Below are 16639 nucleotides of genomic sequence, written 5' to 3' on the forward strand. Positions count from 1 at the left end.
ATCCCTCTTCCTTTTCCCGGCAAAAACGCCTATGAACCGCCGCTATGAATAAAGTCCGGCTGTCGAGTGCGATGCGAATTATCGGCCCGGCCTTCCGCGCGCGCTGAGCGGCCGGAAGGTCCGGGTTTTGGGCGCTTGGGCAAACGAGCGCTTCCGTCATCAAACATTTTTGAAGCCGTCGCGCCTTGAAGGCGCCCAGAAACGATTGCTGAAACATGACCGACACAGCCGAAAAGTTCGACTACTCGAAGACCCTCTACCTGCCCGAAACCGACTTCCCGATGCGCGCCGGCCTGCCGCAGAAGGAGCCGGAAATCGTTGCACGCTGGCAGCAGATGGGCCTCTACAGGAAGCTGCGCGCATCCGCCGCCGGACGCGAGAAGTTCGTCCTCCACGACGGCCCTCCCTATGCGAACGGCAACATCCATATCGGCCATGCGCTGAACAAGATCCTCAAGGACGTCATCAACCGCTCGTTCCAGATGCGCGGCTTTGACGCCAACTACGTTCCCGGCTGGGACTGCCACGGTCTTCCGATCGAATGGAAGATCGAGGAGAAGTACCGCGAGAAAGGAAAGAACAAGGACGAAGTTCCGATCAACGAGTTCCGCAAGGAATGCCGTGACTTCGCCGCAGGCTGGATCAAGGTTCAGTCCGAGGAGTTCAAGCGCCTCGGCATCGAGGGCGACTTCGATAATCCCTATACGACGATGAACTTCCACGCGGAATCGCGCATTGCCGGCGAGCTTTTGAAGATCGCAAGAAGCGGCCAGCTCTACCGCGGCTCAAAGCCGGTCATGTGGTCGGTCGTCGAGCGCACTGCGCTGGCGGAAGCCGAAGTCGAATACGCCGATGTCGAAAGCGACATGATCTGGGTGAAGTTCCCCGTCGCCGAGGGCCCCGCTGCACTGGCAGGCGCCTTCGTGGTCATCTGGACGACCACACCATGGACGATCCCGGGCAACCGCGCGATCGCCTTCTCCTCGCGCTACTCCTATGGTCTGTTCGAAGTTGCGACCGCCGAGAACGACTTCGGGCCGCAGCCGGGCGAGAAGCTGATCTTTGCCAAGCGCTTGGCTGAGGAATCCGCTGCCAAGGCGAAAGTGACCTTCAATTTCGTTCGCGATATCAAAGCGGATGAACTTGCCGCCGTCACCTGCGCCCACCCGCTGCACGGCCTCGGCGGTGGGTATGATTTCCAGGTTCCGCTGCTTGATGGCGAGCATGTGACCGATGACGCCGGAACCGGTTTCGTCCATACCGCCCCCAGCCACGGTCGCGAGGACTTCGATGCCTGGATGGACAACATGCGGGAGCTTGAAGCGCGCGGCATTTCGTCGACGATCCCGTTCCCGGTCGACGATGCCGGCTTCTTCACCGTCGATGCGCCCGGCTTCGGGCCGGATGCGGAAGGCGGCGCGGCGCGTGTTATCGACGACAGCGGCAAGAAGGGTGATGCCAACGAGCGTGTCATCAAGGCGTTGATCGCCCGTCACGCGCTCTTCGCACGGGGCCGCCTGAAGCACTCGTATCCGCATTCCTGGCGCTCGAAGAAGCCGGTCATCTTCCGCAACACGCCGCAGTGGTTCGTCTATATGGACAAGGAGCTCGGCGACGGAACGACGCTGCGCTCGCGTGCGCTGAACGCGATCGATGCAACCCGCTTCGTACCGGCTGCCGGCCAGAACCGCCTGCGTGCGATGATCGAACAGCGCCCGGATTGGGTGCTTTCGCGCCAGCGCGCCTGGGGCGTGCCGATCTGCGTCTTCGTCGACGAGCAAGGACAGATCCTGCAGGACGACGAGGTCAATACCCGCATTCTCGAAGCCTTCGAAAGCGAAGGCGCCGACGCCTGGTTCGCCGAAGGTGCGCGGGAGCGTTTCCTCGCCAACAAGGCGAACGAGCCGTGGAAGCAGGTCATGGATATCCTCGACGTCTGGTTCGACTCAGGCTCGACGCACACCTTCACGCTTCAAGACCGCCCGGATCTTAAATGGCCGGCCGATCTTTATCTCGAAGGCTCGGATCAGCATCGCGGCTGGTTCCATTCCTCACTGCTCGAATCGGCTGCTACCCTCGGCCGCGCGCCTTACGACGCAGTCCTCACCCATGGCTTCACCATGGACGAGAAGGGCGAGAAGATGTCGAAGTCCAAGGGCAATGTCACCGCGCCGCAGGAAGTGATGAAGGATGCCGGTGCGGATATCCTCCGCCTCTGGGTCATGACCTCCGACTACGCGGACGACCTTCGCGTCGGCAAGACGATCATTCAGACGAATGTCGATGCCTACCGGAAGCTTCGCAACACGGTCCGCTGGATGCTTGGCACGCTTTCCCACGACAAGGGCGAAGTGATCGCGCTCGCCGATCTGCCGGAGCTGGAACGGCTGATGCTCCACCGCCTGGCCGAGCTCGACGAGCTCGTGCGCGAGAACTACGATGGCTTCGACTTCAAGAAGATTGCGCGCGCGCTGATCGACTTTGCCAATGTCGAGCTCTCGGCCTTCTATTTCGACATCCGCAAGGACGCGCTTTACTGCGATGCTCCGTCGAGCCTGCGACGCCGTGCGGCTCTCCATGTCATCCGCAATATCTTCGATTGCATGGTCACCTGGATGGCGCCGATGCTGCCCTTCACGATGGAAGAGGCGTGGCTGTCGCGCGATCCAAAGGCGGTCTCGGTTCATCTCGAGCAGTTCCCGGCGATCCCGGCTGAATGGAAGAACGAAGCGCTGGCCGGCAAGTGGAAGAAGGTCCGTGCGATCCGTTCGGTCGTGACCGGCGCTTTGGAGATCGAGCGCAAGGACAAGCGGATCGGCTCGTCGCTGGAAGCAGCGCCCGTCGTGCATGTCACCGACAGCGTGCTTCGCGCGGCTCTTGACGGGCTGGATTTCTCGGAAATCTGCATCACCTCCGGAATTGCCGTCGATGTCACCGAGGGGCCTGCCGACGCTTTCCGGCTGCCGGAAGTTCCCGGCGTCAGCGTCGAGCCGGCACTTGCCGAGGGAACCAAATGCGCCCGGTCCTGGCGCATCACCAAGGATGTCGGCTCCGATCCGCAGTATCCGGATGTATCGGCGCGCGATGCCGCTGCATTGCGTGAACTCGGGTTGTAATACTGAAGAAAAATGCCGGATGAATTGCTCTTTTGCAGTTCATCCGGTAGAAGCTGCCTGAAAATGGCCGGATTTTTACGTCAGGGGGACGTCATCCGGTAGGGCGATGATTGCACCGGCATGGCTGGAAGGGTTTTCATGTTAGCGACGCGTTGGTTCCGTGTAGGCGCTTGCCTGACTGTTGTTGTGACAGCGGGTTCGATAGCTTCCGGCTGCAGCCCGACCTACGGTACAGGCACGTCGGCGATGGCCCAGCTTGGGGACGATCTCGGCCAGTCCGTTTCCCTGGCTCCCCGTGAGCCGAAGAACAAGGGCGTCAAGTACACGCCGCGCCCGACGCTGGTCTTGCCTGCCCAGGCTTCCAAGGAAGCGCTGGTCGAGCCGCAGCAGACGATCGCCAGCAAGGAAAATCCGCAGTGGGTCGAGTCGCCGGAAGAAACCCGTGCTCGCCTCGTCAAGGAAGCCGACGACAACGAAGACAAATATACCTATGTCTCGCCGCTCGCCAAGAACGGCGTCGAAGGCGGTCGCCAGACGACCGAAGCGCAGACCAAGGCCTACCGCGAAGCCCGTGCCCTGCAGAAGGGAGCCTATCTCGATCAGCGCCGCTACATTTCCGATCCGCCCACCACCTATCGCCAGGTCGACGATCCCGCCAAGCTCGAAGATCTTGGCGAGCCCGAGCTCAAGAAGGCAAAGCAGCGCAGGAAGGATGCCGCAGTTGCCGGCACCGGCAAGAAGTGGTGGAACTTCCTGCAGTAAGTTAAGGCCATATGAGGCTTGCCGCGCCGCAAACCAACGGCGAACGAGCGCGATGTGCAAAATCTGACATTTGAAAAGAATGCAGCCGGTGAAAGCGCGCTCGTTCCGGGGTGCCTGCCGTGCGCGATCACCAGGATGAAGATGGCGTCGTCAAGTGCCGGCACGAAGAGAAGGCCGTGAGCCGGCTCGCCGACCACTTCACCTTGTCCCGCCTAGCCCCGCATAGGGGTCCGCATAGACCTTTGCACGGTATTTTCTCAGCGCCGGGCGCCCCCTGCAAGCGAGGCGGCGAGAACAACAATGCTCGGGTCATGGAAGCTCTCTCTTTTCGGCAAAGAACGTTCTGAGGATGTCCGCCGATTCCGTTTCGTTCAAACCGGAATAGACCTCCGGAGCGTGATGGCAGGTCGGCTGGGCGTAAAACCGCACACCATTGTCGACTGCCCCGCCTTTGGGGTCTTCGGCACCGTAGTAGAGCCTGCGAATGCGCGCGAACGAAATAGCTGCGGCACACATGGTGCAGGGCTCCAGCGATACGTAGAGGTCGGCGCCAACCAGGCGCTCCTGCCCCAGGACTTCGCAAGCCATGCGGATCGCAGCCACTTCGGCATGGGCCGTGACGTCGTAGAGCTCCCGCGTCCGGTTGCCGGCGCGCGCAACGACGGCGCCATCGAGCACCACCACGGCGCCAATCGGCACTTCGCCACGCGCGCCTGCTGCTCGCGCTTCGTCAAGGGCCATCTCCATAAACCGATTTGTCTTCACGATCCGGCAATTTCCCACTTAACCGCAAGGGCGCGACCTGATAGACAGGCCCCAAAAGGCAGGCAAACAACAAATGACATTCAAAGACAAGCCAAAACGGCCGGGCGGCGGGCCCTCCGCGCACGATGGGCGGCCGAAAACCGAAGGCAAACCGGCAAGAAGCTTGCCCCCCAAGGTAGCAGTTGCCGAGACCGAAGGCGAAACCAAGGCGGAACGCATCTCCAAGGTCATGGCGCGCGCAGGCGTTGCCTCGCGCCGCGACATCGAGCGCATGATCATGGAGGGCCGAGTGACGCTGAACGGCAAGACGCTCGATACTCCGGTGGTCAACGTGACGCTTACCGACAAGATCGAGGTCGACGGCGTGCCGATCCGTGGCATCGAGCGCACGCGCCTCTGGCTCTATCACAAGCCGGCCGGTCTGGTGACCACCAATTCCGACCCGGAAGGCCGCCCGACGGTGTTCGACAACCTGCCAGAAGAGCTGCCGCGCGTCATGTCCATCGGCCGGCTCGACATCAATACCGAAGGCTTGCTGCTGCTGACCAATGACGGTGGTCTTGCCCGGGCGCTCGAGCTGCCGACCACCGGCTGGCTCCGCCGCTACCGCGTGCGCGCCCATGGCGAGATCGATCAGGAAGCGCTCGACAAGCTGAAGGACGGCATGGCCGTCGACGGCGTGCTCTACGGCTCCATCGAAGCGACGCTTGACCGCACACAGGGTTCCAACGTCTGGATCACCATGGGTCTTCGCGAAGGCAAGAACCGTGAAATCAAGAACGTGCTCGGCGCGCTCGGCCTCGACGTCAACCGTCTCATCCGCGTTTCCTATGGTCCGTTCCAACTCGGCGATCTGCCGGAAGGCCATGTCGTTGAAGTGCGCGGACGCACGCTGCGCGATCAGCTTGGCCCGCGCCTGATCGAGGATGCCAAGGCGAACTTCGATGCCCCGATCTACAACGCGCCTGCCCTTGCTGCCGAAGAAGAGGTGGAAACGAGGCCGGAGAAGCGCGAGCGCTCCTGGAAGCCTGAGGACAAGCGCGAGCGGGCCTTGAGCCGCCTCGACACCAAGCGTGACGATCGCCGCGATGACCGCCGGAATGGCAGGCGCGAAGGCGACCGCGATGTTGGCCGCAAGGAAGACGACCGGCCCAAGCGTCCGGCACTGGGCAGCCGCAGAAACGCCAACGTCTGGATGGCGCCCGGCGCCCGTCCGCTCGGTGAAAAGGCGGCAGCCAAGGCTGCGAAGAATGCCCAGACCGCCCGCAAGCGTGGCGAAAAGCCGGGCAGCAGTAAGCCGCAGCCCTCGGGCCATGGCGACGACCGGCCACGCGTGCAGATCAACCGCGCCCGCGACGAAGAAGGCGAGTGGATCCGATCCAGCGAAGTTTCGCCGAAGTCCAGGGATGACGGCGAGGGTTTTGGCCGCAAGCGCTCGTTCGGCGATCGTCCAGCACGCCCCGATCGTGGTCTTGGCGACCGTCCGGCGCGTGGCGAGCGCCCGTCCGGCGACCGGCCTTCGCGCGGGGACCGGCCTTTTGGCGACAAGCCTCGCGGCGAGCGCAGGCCACGTGCTGAGGGTGATGAGCGTCCCCGCTCTTTCAGTGACCGTCCGGCGCGTGGCGAGCGTGCGACCGGCGAGCGGCCTTCGCGCGGGGACCGGCCTTTTGCCGACAAGCCCCGTGGCGAGCGCAGACCACGCGAAGAAGGTGACGAGCGCCCCCGGTCCTTCGGCGATCGTGCGCGCACTGCCCGCAGCGCTGCCGGCGAGGGCCGCATTGAACATCCGCGCGGCGAAAGGCCTTTAGGCGACAAGCCCGGTGGCAAGAGCTTCGGCAAGCCGGGCGGCTCCAAGAAATTCTCAAGCAAGCCTAAGGGCGATCGGCCGGGCGGTGGCGGAAAGCCTTCGGGCGCGCCCTCGCGCGGTGGACCGAAAGGAAAGGGAACGACGCGCGGTGCGGATCGTCGGAGGTGAGTTTCGCGGACGGCCGCTCGCCGTGCCGAAATCGAACGACATCCGGCCGACTGCCGACCGGACGCGTGAGAGCCTGTTCAATATCCTGAGCCACGCCTATTCGGAATGCCTCGACGGCACCCGGATCCTGGATCTTTTCGCCGGCACCGGCGCCGTCGGGCTTGAAGCCATCTCGCGCGGCTGCCGTCATGCGCTCTTTGTCGAAAACAGTGTCGAGGGAAGGGGGCTTCTGTGGGAGAATATCGATGCGCTCGGCCTCCACGGCCGCACCCGTATTCTGCGGCGTGACGCCACGGACCTGGGTTCTGTCGGCAATCTCGAGCCTTTCAGCATGCTTTTCGCCGATCCACCCTATGGCAAGGGCCTGGGTGAAAAGGCAATGGCAGCGGCCGCCAGGGGCGGCTGGCTCGTTCCGGGCGCGATTGCCGTTCTCGAAGAGCGGTCGGATGTTGCCGTTTCGGTTGATCCTTCCTATCTCTTTCTCGAAGATCGCATCTTTGGCGATACAAGGGTTCATTTCTTCCGCTACCAGCCTGAATAGGGGCGGCGGGTTATCCGGAGTTGGGTTGTGCGGCAGGCGGTTATTGCAAATAACGAGATGCCTGTTGCGAGCCGCATGCCGACGGTTGCCATTGCCTTCGGCGGCGGCGGCGCCCGTGGGCTCGCCCATATCCACGTGATCGAAGCCCTGGACGAGCTCGGCATCCGACCCGTTGCGATTTCCGGCGCCTCGATCGGCGCCATCATGGGTGCAGGCATGGCGGCCGGCATGAGTGGCGAGGCGATCCGCGAGCACGCGCTGATGACGGTCGGTAACAAGACGGCTGTCGTCAGCCGCATCTGGGGTCTCCGGCCGCAGACGGTCCGCGATGCCGTCGCAAAGGGAATCCGTATCGGCCAGTTCAATCTCGAGCGCATCCTCAAGGCCTTCCTGCCGCCCGGCCTGCCGGATCGCTTCGAAGATCTGAATATCCCGATGAACGTCATCACGACCGATTACTACGGTCAGAGCGAAGTCATCATAGGCGAAGGAGCGCTGTTTCCGGCGCTTGCCGCATCGTCTTCCATTCCTGCAGTCTTCATGCCCGTTCGTCTGCACGGCCGGGTGATGATCGATGGCGGCATCAGCAATCCGGTCCCCTACGAGTGCCTGATGGATATTGCCGACATCGTCATCGGTGTCGATGTCGTCGGTGCGCCGGAAGGCGACGGCACACATATCCCCAACCGCATGGAAAGCATCTTCGGTTCCGGCCAACTGATGATGCAGACGGCAATCACGCTGAAACTCAAGCTCCAGCCGCCGCACATCTTCTTGCGCCCGGCCGTCGGCCGCACCGGCGTGATGGATTTTCTAAAGGCGCGCGAGGTATTGGCCATGTCTGCGGGCGTCAAGGATGAACTGAAGCGCGCGCTTGATCAGGAATTCGAAGCCCGCCTCAGAGCTTAGGCATCCGCCGTGACGTCGGCCGTTCCCGCTAGCGGATCTTCGTCAAAATCCATCGTTCGCTTGGGCTTCACCAGCGGTTCTGGCCGGACCGGCTGGGAAAAGAGCATGTCGCGGCCCGCCTGTAGCCCACCGGTTACCTGAAGCGCCAGGCGCTCCTCGTCGCGCTTGCGGATATCCTCGCCGATCTCCAAGGCGTCCGCCTCGTCGACTCCCAGCGCCTCTAGCGTGCGGCGGCCGAAAAGCAGGCCCGATTCCAGCGTTTCGCGCAATTCGTAGTCGACGTTGCGATTCCTGAGCGCGATTGAATGGACACGGTCGTAGGAACGTACGAAAAGCCTTGCATGCGGATATTCAGCCTGCACCAGGTCTACCACCTTATCGGTGATTTCCCGCTTGTGCGTGCAGACGACGACGATCTTCGCCTTGTCGATGCCGGCCGAGCGCAGCACGTCCTTGCGTGTTCCGTCGCCGAAATAGATACGGAAGCCGAAGGAGGACGCCTGTCGGATACGGTCGGCGGAGAAATCGATGACCGTCACGTCGCGCCCGCCCGCGAGCAGGATCTGCGCGGCGATCTGGCCGAAACGCGAGAAGCCGACCATCAGAACATCGGCGCCCGCACCCTTGAAGTCTTCATCGAGCTCCTCCTGATCCTCGCCTTTCAGCATACGTCTTGAAAGTGCGGCCCCGAGCGGAGTCAGCGCCATCGAGAGTGTGACGATGGCGACCAGGAGCGATGCCGTGCTCGAGGGCATCAGCCCCACCGCACCGGCAGTCGTGAACAACACGAAGCCGAATTCGCCGCCCTGCGGCAGCAGGAAAGCGATGCGGATGGCATCGTCTTGCGAAGAACCGCTCACCCGGCACAGGCCATAGATGATCACAGCCTTGACGGCCATCACGATCGGCACCGCGGCGACGATGAAGAGCGCGTTGTCGATCAAAACATCCAGTTCCAGAGACAGGCCGACCGCCATGAAGAAGATGGCGAGAAGCACGCCGCGGAAAGGTTCGATGTCGGCCTCAAGCTCATGCCGGTAGGAGGATTCGGCGAGCATGACGCCGGACAGGAACGCTCCCATCGCCATGGAAAGCCCGGCAAACTGCATCAGGCTTGCCGATCCCATGACCACGAAAAGTGCCGCGACGATCATCGCCTCGCGTGCCCCGGTCCTCGCGATCACCTGGAAGAGCGGCGTCAGCAGATAGCGCCCCATGACGATCATCGCACCGACGGCACCGATCGCGATCGCAAAGTCCAGAAGCGGCGTATTACTGCCGGTTCGTCCGTCGAGAACGGTAATCAGCGCCAAGAGCGGCACGATTGCCAGGTCCTGGAAGAGCAGCATCGAAAAGGACCGCTGCCCGTATCTGGTGTTCACCTCGCCAGCATCATCGAGGATCTGCATCGCAAAGGCAGTGGAAGAAAGCGCCAGCCCAAAGCCCGCAACGACGCTTCCGCGCCAGTCGAGCACGCCGGAGAAATAGGCAAGCGCCGTCAGCGCCAGTCCCGTCAGCATCACCTGCCCGATGCCGAGCCCGAAGATGTCGCGTCGCATCTGCCAGAGCCGCTGCGGCTTGAGCTCGAGGCCGATGATGAAGAGCAAAAATACGACGCCGAGCTCGGCAACGCCCAAAACCTGCTCGCCGTCTGTGATGCCATGGAATATCGGACCGATAACGACGCCCGCGGCAAGATAGCCGAGCACCGTGCCGAGCCCGAGCTTCTTGAAGATTGGGGCGGCAACGACCGCGCCGCCGAGCAGCAGGATCGTTTCGGAAAAGAGGGCATTGGAGGCGGACATGTCGCGGCGTTTCTTTCAATGAGGGGAAGCGCGCAAGCCGCGCGAAAAAGAATCGGCGGCGGCGGCCTTGATGCTTTCGGAAGTGCACAATAAATGGAAGCCCAAGGAAAGGCCAAATCATGTCCGCAGAAATAGATTCCTCGACACTTCTTTCCCGTGCAAGCCAGTTGATCGATCTTGCCAGGGCGGCCGGCGCCGATGCCGCCGATGCTGTTGTCGTGCGCTCGCGTTCGCAATCCGTCGCCATCCGCCTCGGCAAGGTCGAAGGCACTGAATCGTCTGAGAGCGACGATTTCTCGCTGCGCGTCTTCGTTGGCCGGAAGGTTGCGAGCGTTTCGGCCAATCCCGGCTTCGACCTCAAGGCGCTGGCCGAACGCGCTGTCGCGATGGCAAAGGTCTCGCCTGAAGACCCCTTCGCCTGCCTGGCCGACGAGCAGAAGCTTGCGAAGTCCTATCCCGATCTTGAGCTTTTCGACCCGACGGAAGTTTCCACCGACATGTTGCGCGAGGCAGCGCTTGCGACTGAGGCCGCCGCGCTTGAGGTCAAGGGGGTCACCAACTCGTCCGGCGGCGGAGCCTCCGCTGGATTCGGGGGGCTGGTGCTCGTCACCTCGCACGGCTTCCAAGGCAGCTATATGGGTTCGCGCTTCGGCCGTTCAGTCAGCGTCATTGCCGGCGAAGGCACAAACATGGAGCGCGATTACGATTACGACAGTCGCCTTTATTACGCCGAACTCGACGAGGCCGCAAAAATCGGCCGCCGCGCCGGCGAGCGTGCGGTCAAGCGCCTCAATCCGCGTCAGGTCGATACCGGCAAGGGGATCACTGTCGTCTTCGATCCGCGCATTGCTCGCGGTTTTGTCGGTCACATCGCTGGCGCCATCAATGGCGCGTCCGTCGCGCGCAAATCCAGCTTCCTGCGCGACAAGATGGGCCAGCAGGTGCTGAAATCCGGCCTTTCGATCACCGACGATCCGCTGATTGTCCGCGGCCCGTCCTCGCGTCCGTTCGATGGCGAAGGCATTTCCGGCGAGCGGCTGGTGATGATCGAGGACGGTGTCCTCAAGCATTGGTTCCTTTCGACTTCGACGGCCCGTGAAATCGGCATGGAAACCAATGGCCGCGGCGTGCGCAGCGGTAATTCGGTGACGCCCGCTTCGACGAACCTCGCGCTCGAACCGGGCGATATCTCGCCGGAAGAGTTGATCCGGAGCGTCGGGAACGGCTTCTACGTGACTGAACTTATCGGCCAGGGTGTCAATATGCTCACAGGCGAATATAGCCGCGGCGCGACCGGCTTCTGGATCGAAAACGGCGAGCTGACATTCCCCGTCTCCGAAGTGACGATCGCCTCGAACCTCAAGGAGATGTTCATGCGCGTAACGCCCGCAAACGACATCGATCGCAAGTATGGCGTAGCAGCTCCGACACTGGCGATCGAGGGAATGACGCTTGCGGGACGCTAGAGCGCCCCGACCTGTTGGAATTGGATTGATGTAATGTGTGACGTTCGGACGGCCCGCTGGCAAAGCGATCTCGAATTGATCGCGGGTGCCGCGAAAAAGGCGGGTGATGTTGCTCTCGGTTTTTTCAATCAGTCGCCCGAGGTCTGGTGGAAGAATGGAGGCCGCTCGCCCGTCAGCGCTGCCGATTTCGCCGCCAACGAAACGCTGGAATCCATCCTGCGCCGCGCCAGGCCGGATTATGGCTGGCTTTCAGAAGAGACCGAGGATAGCGCGGCCCGTCTGTCGGCCGAGACGCTTTTCGTCATCGATCCGATCGACGGCACGCGCGCCTTCCTCGGCGGCCTTAATCTGTGGTGCGTTAGCGTCGCCGTCGTCCATCGCGGCAGGCCGGTTGCCGGAGTACTGTATGCTCCTGCCCTCGACGAGCTTTTCGAGGCGGTCGAAGGCGGTGCGGCGATGAAGAATGGCAAGCCTATCGCCGTATCGGCCAGTGGGCCCGATACCGTCAGTCGATTTGCAATCGGTGAGGACATCCTGAAGGCGTTCCCCGATCCCTTCCGGCGGAAGATCGAAAGGGTGAAGCACGTGCCCTCGCTCGCCTACCGCATCGCGATGGTCGCCGATGGACGTCTTGAGGGTACCTTCGTCAAGCGCAATTCCCATGACTGGGATCTTGCGGCAGCCGATCTCATCCTCGAACGCGCCGGCGGCCGGCTGACCGATCTCGAAGGACGCTCGATTGTCTACAACCGTTCTGAAGTCAGTCATGGCGAGCTTTGCGGCGCCGCCGGCCCTCGCGTTGCGGAGTTCCTCGAAGGGCTTGCTAAAATACGAAGCAGTTGACGTTTTCGTCAAAATCCCGCAGATGAAAGCGCGGAGGAGACGAGAAAAGAAAGAGAAGAAAATGACGGAATCTGGCGACAAAAAGCAGCTCTTGCATCTCGTATTTGGCGGCGAACTGGAAAGCCTGACCGAAGTTCAGTTCCGCGATCTGAATGATCTCGATATTGTCGGTATTTTTCCTGATTACGCCTCGGCGCTAACGGCCTGGAAGGCCAAGGCGCAGTCGACCGTGGACAACGCACATATGCGTTACTTCATCGTCCATATGCATCGCTTGCTCGATCCGCAGAACAAGGCTGGAAATAACTGATTTCAGCCTCTCACGCGCCCGATACCGCCCCATTCGGCAGGGCCGCCCTTGCGCATTGTTGGATGGGCGCCACAGGCGATTGACGCATTCTGAACAAATTACTCGGTCATTCCGGCCGCAACAATAATTGATGGGAATGGGTTTGATGTCGATCATCGCTGATCGGAGGCATTTTAGATGAGTTCGCCAAGAGCGCGGTTCGCGCTGGGCCTCTATCGAACGGCAGGGGTCATCGCCTCTCCGATCGTCGGCGCCTATCTCGCCTACCGGACCGCGAAGGGCAAGGAAGAGCGTGCGCGTCGCACGGAGCGCTTTGGTTATGCCAGTGCAAACCGGCCGCAGGGACCGCTCGTCTGGTTCCACGCGGCGAGCGTCGGTGAGACCAACGCCGTCATTCCCCTTATCCGCGAAATCCGCCGCCGTGACATTCATGTGATCCTGACGACGGGCACGATCACCTCGGCAAGGCTCGCAGCCGAGCGCATCGGCAATGAGGCCATCCATCAATATGTGCCACTCGACCTGAAGCCTGCCGTCAGCCGCTTCCTCGAATACTGGCAGCCGGATTGCGCCATCATTGCAGAGTCGGAAATCTGGCCGGCGACCGTCATGGAACTCGGCCGCCGCCGCATTCCGCAGATCCTCGTCAATGCGCGCATGTCGGATCGCTCCTTCGCGCGCTGGCAGCGCCGCACGGCCATCGCCGAGGCGCTGTTCGAGAACCTCGCGCTTGTGATCGCCCAGTCGGATATCGATGCCGAGCGTTTTCGCGATCTCGGGGCAAGGCACGTGACGACCTCCGGCAATCTCAAGGTTGATACCGACGCACCGCCTTATGACACATCCGTCCTCGCCCGCTACAAGAAGCAGATCGGCAATCGCAAGACATGGGCTGCGATCTCCACTTTCGAAGGTGAGGAGAATGCCGCGGCGGTCGTTCATCGCACGCTGAAGGAGCGAAACGGCCAGCTGACGATCATCGTGCCGCGCCACCCTGAGCGTTCCGATGAAATCGAAGAAATGCTCGTCAAGCAGGGTCTCAAGGTTGCTCGCCGCACGCGCGACGACGTACTCTCGCCGGATGTCGATATCTTCCTCGGCGATACCATCGGCGAAATGGGCCTTTACCTGCGGATGACGGAAGTTGCCTTCGTCGGCCGTTCGCTCTTTGCCGAAGGCGGGCAGAACCCGCTTGAACCCGCGATGCTGGGCTGCGCTGTACTTTCCGGCAGCAACGTCCAGAATTTCCGCGACGCCTACCAGAAGCTTGCCCGCCGCGGCAGCGCCCGCATGGTGCGCGATACCGAGATGCTGGCCAAGGGGGTGCATTATCTACTCATCAATGGCGAGGCACGCCGCAGTATGATCGAGGCCGGCGTCGCGGCCGTGCAGGAAATGCGCGGCGCGCTGACGGCGACAGTAAAATCGCTCGAGCCTTACATCAATCCACTGACGGTGAAGGCAAGACTGCTGCCGAGGTCGATGGCAGAAGGCTGATGGAAAAGATGACGGCTACGCAAATCAAGGGCATCCTCTTCGACAAGGACGGCACCTTGCTCGATTATGATGAGAGCTGGCTGCCGGTGAACCGTGAATTGGCCCGCATCGCCTCGCAAGACGATCCGGTGCTCGCCGACCATCTGCTGCTGGCAACCGGAATGGACCCGGCGACCGGCCATATCGTGCCCGACAGTCTCTTGGCTGCCGGCAATACCCGGCAGATCGCCGAGGGGCTGGTGGCGGCGGGCTCCAGGATCGATGTCGTCGAACTGACGATCAAGCTCGACGCTCTCTTTTCCCATGCTGCCGACTTTTCCGTACCGGTCACCGATCTTGCCGCCTACTTCGGTCGCCTGCACCGCCGCGGCTTCAAGCTTGGCATCGCCTCCAGCGACAACGAACGCTCCATCCGCCAGACGGCACAGCGTTTCGGTTTCGCCGAGTTCGTGCACTACATCGCCGGTTATGACAGCGGCTTCGGAAGCAAGCCGGACGCTGGAATGGTCCTCGGCTTCTGCAAGGCGACCGGGCTAGAGCCGGCGCAAGTGGCGGTCGTCGGCGACAACAATCACGACCTGCACATGGGCCACAATGCCGAGGCGGGCCTGAAGATCGCCGTGCTGACGGGCACCGGCTCGCGGGAATCGTTGGCTGCCGCATCCGACTATTGCCTCAACGATATCACCGAACTCGAGGGACTGTTGCCGAACCTGCAACTGGCATGATTGCCGACCGTGCGGGCCCAGTCATACTTGCCGCGAGGTGCTCTCCCGATCTCTGTGCTCGTCAAGCCGCGCCATGTCCATGGCGCGGCAGACTTTTTTTATATCCTTGTTTCATTTGCAGCGCAGGCGCACCGTGGCTTCCTTTGACGAGCACGGCAATGAGGACTCTCGGGAGCAAAAGCTTGCTTTTTCTGCAATTTTGCCCTTTCTTTCCCGCCAGTCGAGGGGATGGCCGGTGGCCGGCACGGCACCGGAGGAGCATAGGGCGGCAGTGATGGTATCCGAAGCGCCGCCGTTTTGGTGGACGAAAGCTGATTGGCGGGCATGGGCGCTCTGGCCGTTTTCCTTCCTGTATGGACGGATCGCCGGCTATCGCATGACGCATGCACGCCGCGCTTCCGTCCTCGTTCCCGTCATCTGCATCGGCAATTTTACCGTAGGCGGCGCCGGCAAGACCCCGACAGCTCTGACGATCGCTCGTGCGGCCAAGGCCAAGGGGTTGAGGCCCGGCTTCCTCAGTCGGGGCTATGGCGGTTCTCTGGACGTCACCGTGGTTGTCGATCCCGCTCATCATCGCGCCGTTGCCGTCGGCGACGAGCCGCTGCTGCTTGCCCGCGAGGCGATGACGGTCGTTTCGCGCCGCCGCGTCGAAGGCGCCGAGCGGCTGGTCAAGGAAGGGGCCGACCTCATCATCATGGACGATGGTTTCCAGAGCGCCCGCCTGGCGATCGACTATGCCCTGCTCGTCATCGACACGACGCGCGGCCTGGGCAATGGGCATACCGTGCCGGGCGGTCCCGTGCGCGCACCGATCTCCGTGCAGATGCGCTATGCCAGCGCACTTTTGAAAGTGGGAAAGGGCAATGCCGCCGATGCAATCGTCCGCATGGCTGCCCGCGCCGCCAAACCGTATTTCACCGCATCGTTGAAGGTTTGCGGCGAAAACGACCTCGCCGGCCGGAAGGTGCTGGCCTTTGCTGGCATTGCCGATCCGGGCAAGTTCTTCCGGACGGTGGAATCACTCGGCGCCGAAATCGCGACCGGCAGGTCTTTCGGTGATCACGAGCACCTGAGTGACGATGAGATGGCGGACCTGCTGTCAATTGCCGAGCGCGACGATCTCCTGATCGTCACGACCTCGAAGGATTTCGTGCGGCTTGCCGGCCACCATGGCAAAGCGGAGGAACTCGCCGCCAGATGCCGCGTCATCGAAGTCGAAATGGCGTTCGAAGATCCGCAGGCACCCGGCCTCATCATCGATCGTGCCATTGAGGCCTGCCGAGAGCGGCGACTGAGAAAAAGCCGGAAGCCCGGCTGAGTTTACGGGCGCCTGCCGCGGATCTCGGAAAAACTCACTTTGCAAACCGCGGCCAAAACAGGCGCTGTCCAATTTCAATCGAATATCCCTCGGCATAGATGTCGCAATGAAGCAACGCGACGAAGGAACGAAATTCCGGAAGCCGGAAACGAGGCTATTAACAGCAGATACTCAAACGACGATGGTCGTTTTCTGCGGGCTGGACAGCACTTCGACAAGTGCCTCCTGAAAGACCCAAGAATAACCTTCAGGCCTTCGTGACCATTGCGCTGCGGGTAGCGTCTCGCCGCATCAATGATCGGGCGGCCGAGCGAGCGCTCTTTCAATGGCGTTTCCTTGATCAGCGCTTCTGGTTCGGCAGCACGCCGGCCCGCTTGTCGGCTTCGAGCGAAGAAACGACGTCGGCATAGGGTTCCTGGCGGGCAACGCTCCAGTAGCGTAGCTCGTCGAGCGGGATATGCTTGCCGGTCATGGCGCAGATGACGTAGGAACCCGGCGACAGGATCTGGAAATCTGCATCGAGATAGCGGATCTTCGCCTCGCGGTTCCCGTTTCCTTCAAACAAGTTCATCCTGCTCCGTTCCCTGTTGCCTTCGACTGCCAA

General features: G+C 62.0%; 14 protein-coding genes. 11 read left to right on the top strand and 3 right to left on the bottom strand.

Going from position 1 to position 16639, the window contains the following annotated elements; translation table 11 throughout:
* Positions 1-215: 215 nt before the first annotated feature.
* Positions 216-3116: an isoleucine--tRNA ligase gene (gene ileS / locus AM571_RS04465; protein WP_074060370.1), complete on the top strand. Its 2901-nt coding sequence runs from the start codon at positions 216-218 to the stop codon at positions 3114-3116.
* Positions 3117-3254: 138 nt separating this feature from the next.
* Entirely contained in the window at positions 3255-3878 is a 624-nt protein-coding gene (locus AM571_RS04470; protein ID WP_074060371.1) for a hypothetical protein, read from the top strand.
* A gap of 309 nt (positions 3879-4187) precedes the next feature.
* On the opposite strand, the gene AM571_RS04475 is transcribed toward AM571_RS04470, so the two are convergent.
* A complete protein-coding gene (locus tag AM571_RS04475; RefSeq protein ID WP_074060372.1) occupies positions 4188-4625 on the bottom strand; it encodes a nucleoside deaminase in 438 nt (145 codons plus the stop codon).
* Positions 4626-4716: 91 nt separating this feature from the next.
* Between AM571_RS04475 and AM571_RS04480 the strand changes: the two genes are divergently transcribed.
* From AM571_RS04480 to AM571_RS04490, 3 genes are read left to right on the top strand one after another with little or no spacing between them, the layout of a single operon-like run.
* On the top strand, positions 4717-6618 hold the full coding sequence (locus tag AM571_RS04480) for a pseudouridine synthase (RefSeq protein WP_074060373.1): 1902 nt from the start codon (positions 4717-4719) through the stop codon (positions 6616-6618).
* Positions 6599-7159, top strand: a complete 561-nt coding sequence (gene rsmD / locus AM571_RS04485; RefSeq protein ID WP_074060374.1) for a 16S rRNA (guanine(966)-N(2))-methyltransferase RsmD — start codon at positions 6599-6601, stop codon at positions 7157-7159. The genes AM571_RS04480 and rsmD overlap by 20 nt, the downstream gene beginning before the upstream one ends.
* Before the next feature lie 57 nt (positions 7160-7216).
* Entirely contained in the window at positions 7217-8068 is an 852-nt protein-coding gene (locus AM571_RS04490) for a patatin-like phospholipase family protein (RefSeq protein ID WP_420493379.1), read from the top strand.
* On the opposite strand, the gene AM571_RS04495 is transcribed toward AM571_RS04490, so the two are convergent.
* Positions 8065-9873 (bottom strand): monovalent cation:proton antiporter-2 (CPA2) family protein, encoded by a 1809-nt coding sequence (locus AM571_RS04495; protein WP_074060376.1) that lies wholly within the window; start codon positions 9871-9873, stop codon positions 8065-8067. The two genes, AM571_RS04490 and AM571_RS04495, sit on opposite strands and share 4 nt — an antisense overlap.
* Before the next feature lie 119 nt (positions 9874-9992).
* Here AM571_RS04495 and AM571_RS04500 point away from each other — a divergent pair, with 119 nt between their 5' ends.
* From AM571_RS04500 to lpxK, 6 genes are all read left to right on the top strand, one after another.
* Entirely contained in the window at positions 9993-11339 is a 1347-nt protein-coding gene (locus AM571_RS04500) for a TldD/PmbA family protein (RefSeq protein ID WP_074060377.1), read from the top strand.
* A 33-nt stretch (positions 11340-11372) separates the two neighbouring features.
* Entirely contained in the window at positions 11373-12182 is an 810-nt protein-coding gene (locus tag AM571_RS04505) for a 3'(2'),5'-bisphosphate nucleotidase CysQ (RefSeq protein WP_074060378.1), read from the top strand.
* 61 nt (positions 12183-12243) lie between these two features.
* Positions 12244-12492: a DUF4170 domain-containing protein gene (locus AM571_RS04510; protein ID WP_074060379.1), complete on the top strand. Its 249-nt coding sequence runs from the start codon at positions 12244-12246 to the stop codon at positions 12490-12492.
* A gap of 177 nt (positions 12493-12669) precedes the next feature.
* Positions 12670-13989: a lipid IV(A) 3-deoxy-D-manno-octulosonic acid transferase gene (gene waaA, locus AM571_RS04515; protein ID WP_074060380.1), complete on the top strand. Its 1320-nt coding sequence runs from the start codon at positions 12670-12672 to the stop codon at positions 13987-13989.
* Entirely contained in the window at positions 13989-14717 is a 729-nt protein-coding gene (locus tag AM571_RS04520) for an HAD family hydrolase (protein ID WP_074060381.1), read from the top strand. The genes waaA and AM571_RS04520 overlap by 1 nt, the downstream gene beginning before the upstream one ends.
* 274 nt (positions 14718-14991) lie before the next feature.
* On the top strand, positions 14992-16035 hold the full coding sequence (gene lpxK / locus AM571_RS04525) for a tetraacyldisaccharide 4'-kinase (protein WP_074063064.1): 1044 nt from the start codon (positions 14992-14994) through the stop codon (positions 16033-16035).
* 340 nt (positions 16036-16375) lie between these two features.
* Here the strand turns inward: lpxK and AM571_RS04530 are convergent, their stop codons facing one another.
* Positions 16376-16606, bottom strand: coding sequence for a DUF2093 domain-containing protein (locus AM571_RS04530; RefSeq protein ID WP_022716573.1), 231 nt, complete (start codon positions 16604-16606; stop codon positions 16376-16378).
* Positions 16607-16639: the final 33 nt, after the last annotated feature.

The organism is Rhizobium etli 8C-3, from assembly GCF_001908375.1.
In the GTDB taxonomy this organism is placed as follows: Bacteria; Pseudomonadota; Alphaproteobacteria; order Rhizobiales; family Rhizobiaceae; genus Rhizobium; species Rhizobium etli_B.

Excerpts from the sequence above, each read along its gene's own strand:
- ileS (WP_074060370.1), top strand. The coding sequence starts at position 216 with ATGACCGACACAGCCGAAAAGTTCGACTACTCGAAGACCCTCTACCTG.
- AM571_RS04470 (WP_074060371.1), top strand. The coding sequence starts at position 3,255 with ATGTTAGCGACGCGTTGGTTCCGTGTAGGCGCTTGCCTGACTGTTGTT.
- AM571_RS04475 (WP_074060372.1), bottom strand. The coding sequence starts at position 4,625 with ATGGAGATGGCCCTTGACGAAGCGCGAGCAGCAGGCGCGCGTGGCGAA.
- AM571_RS04480 (WP_074060373.1), top strand. The coding sequence starts at position 4,717 with ATGACATTCAAAGACAAGCCAAAACGGCCGGGCGGCGGGCCCTCCGCG.
- AM571_RS04490 (WP_420493379.1), top strand. The coding sequence starts at position 7,217 with ATGCCTGTTGCGAGCCGCATGCCGACGGTTGCCATTGCCTTCGGCGGC.
- AM571_RS04495 (WP_074060376.1), bottom strand. The coding sequence starts at position 9,873 with ATGTCCGCCTCCAATGCCCTCTTTTCCGAAACGATCCTGCTGCTCGGC.
- AM571_RS04500 (WP_074060377.1), top strand. The coding sequence starts at position 9,993 with ATGTCCGCAGAAATAGATTCCTCGACACTTCTTTCCCGTGCAAGCCAG.
- AM571_RS04505 (WP_074060378.1), top strand. The coding sequence starts at position 11,373 with ATGTGTGACGTTCGGACGGCCCGCTGGCAAAGCGATCTCGAATTGATC.
- AM571_RS04510 (WP_074060379.1), top strand. The coding sequence starts at position 12,244 with ATGACGGAATCTGGCGACAAAAAGCAGCTCTTGCATCTCGTATTTGGC.
- waaA (WP_074060380.1), top strand. The coding sequence starts at position 12,670 with ATGAGTTCGCCAAGAGCGCGGTTCGCGCTGGGCCTCTATCGAACGGCA.
- AM571_RS04520 (WP_074060381.1), top strand. The coding sequence starts at position 13,989 with ATGGAAAAGATGACGGCTACGCAAATCAAGGGCATCCTCTTCGACAAG.
- lpxK (WP_074063064.1), top strand. The coding sequence starts at position 14,992 with ATGGTATCCGAAGCGCCGCCGTTTTGGTGGACGAAAGCTGATTGGCGG.
- AM571_RS04530 (WP_022716573.1), bottom strand. The coding sequence starts at position 16,606 with ATGAACTTGTTTGAAGGAAACGGGAACCGCGAGGCGAAGATCCGCTAT.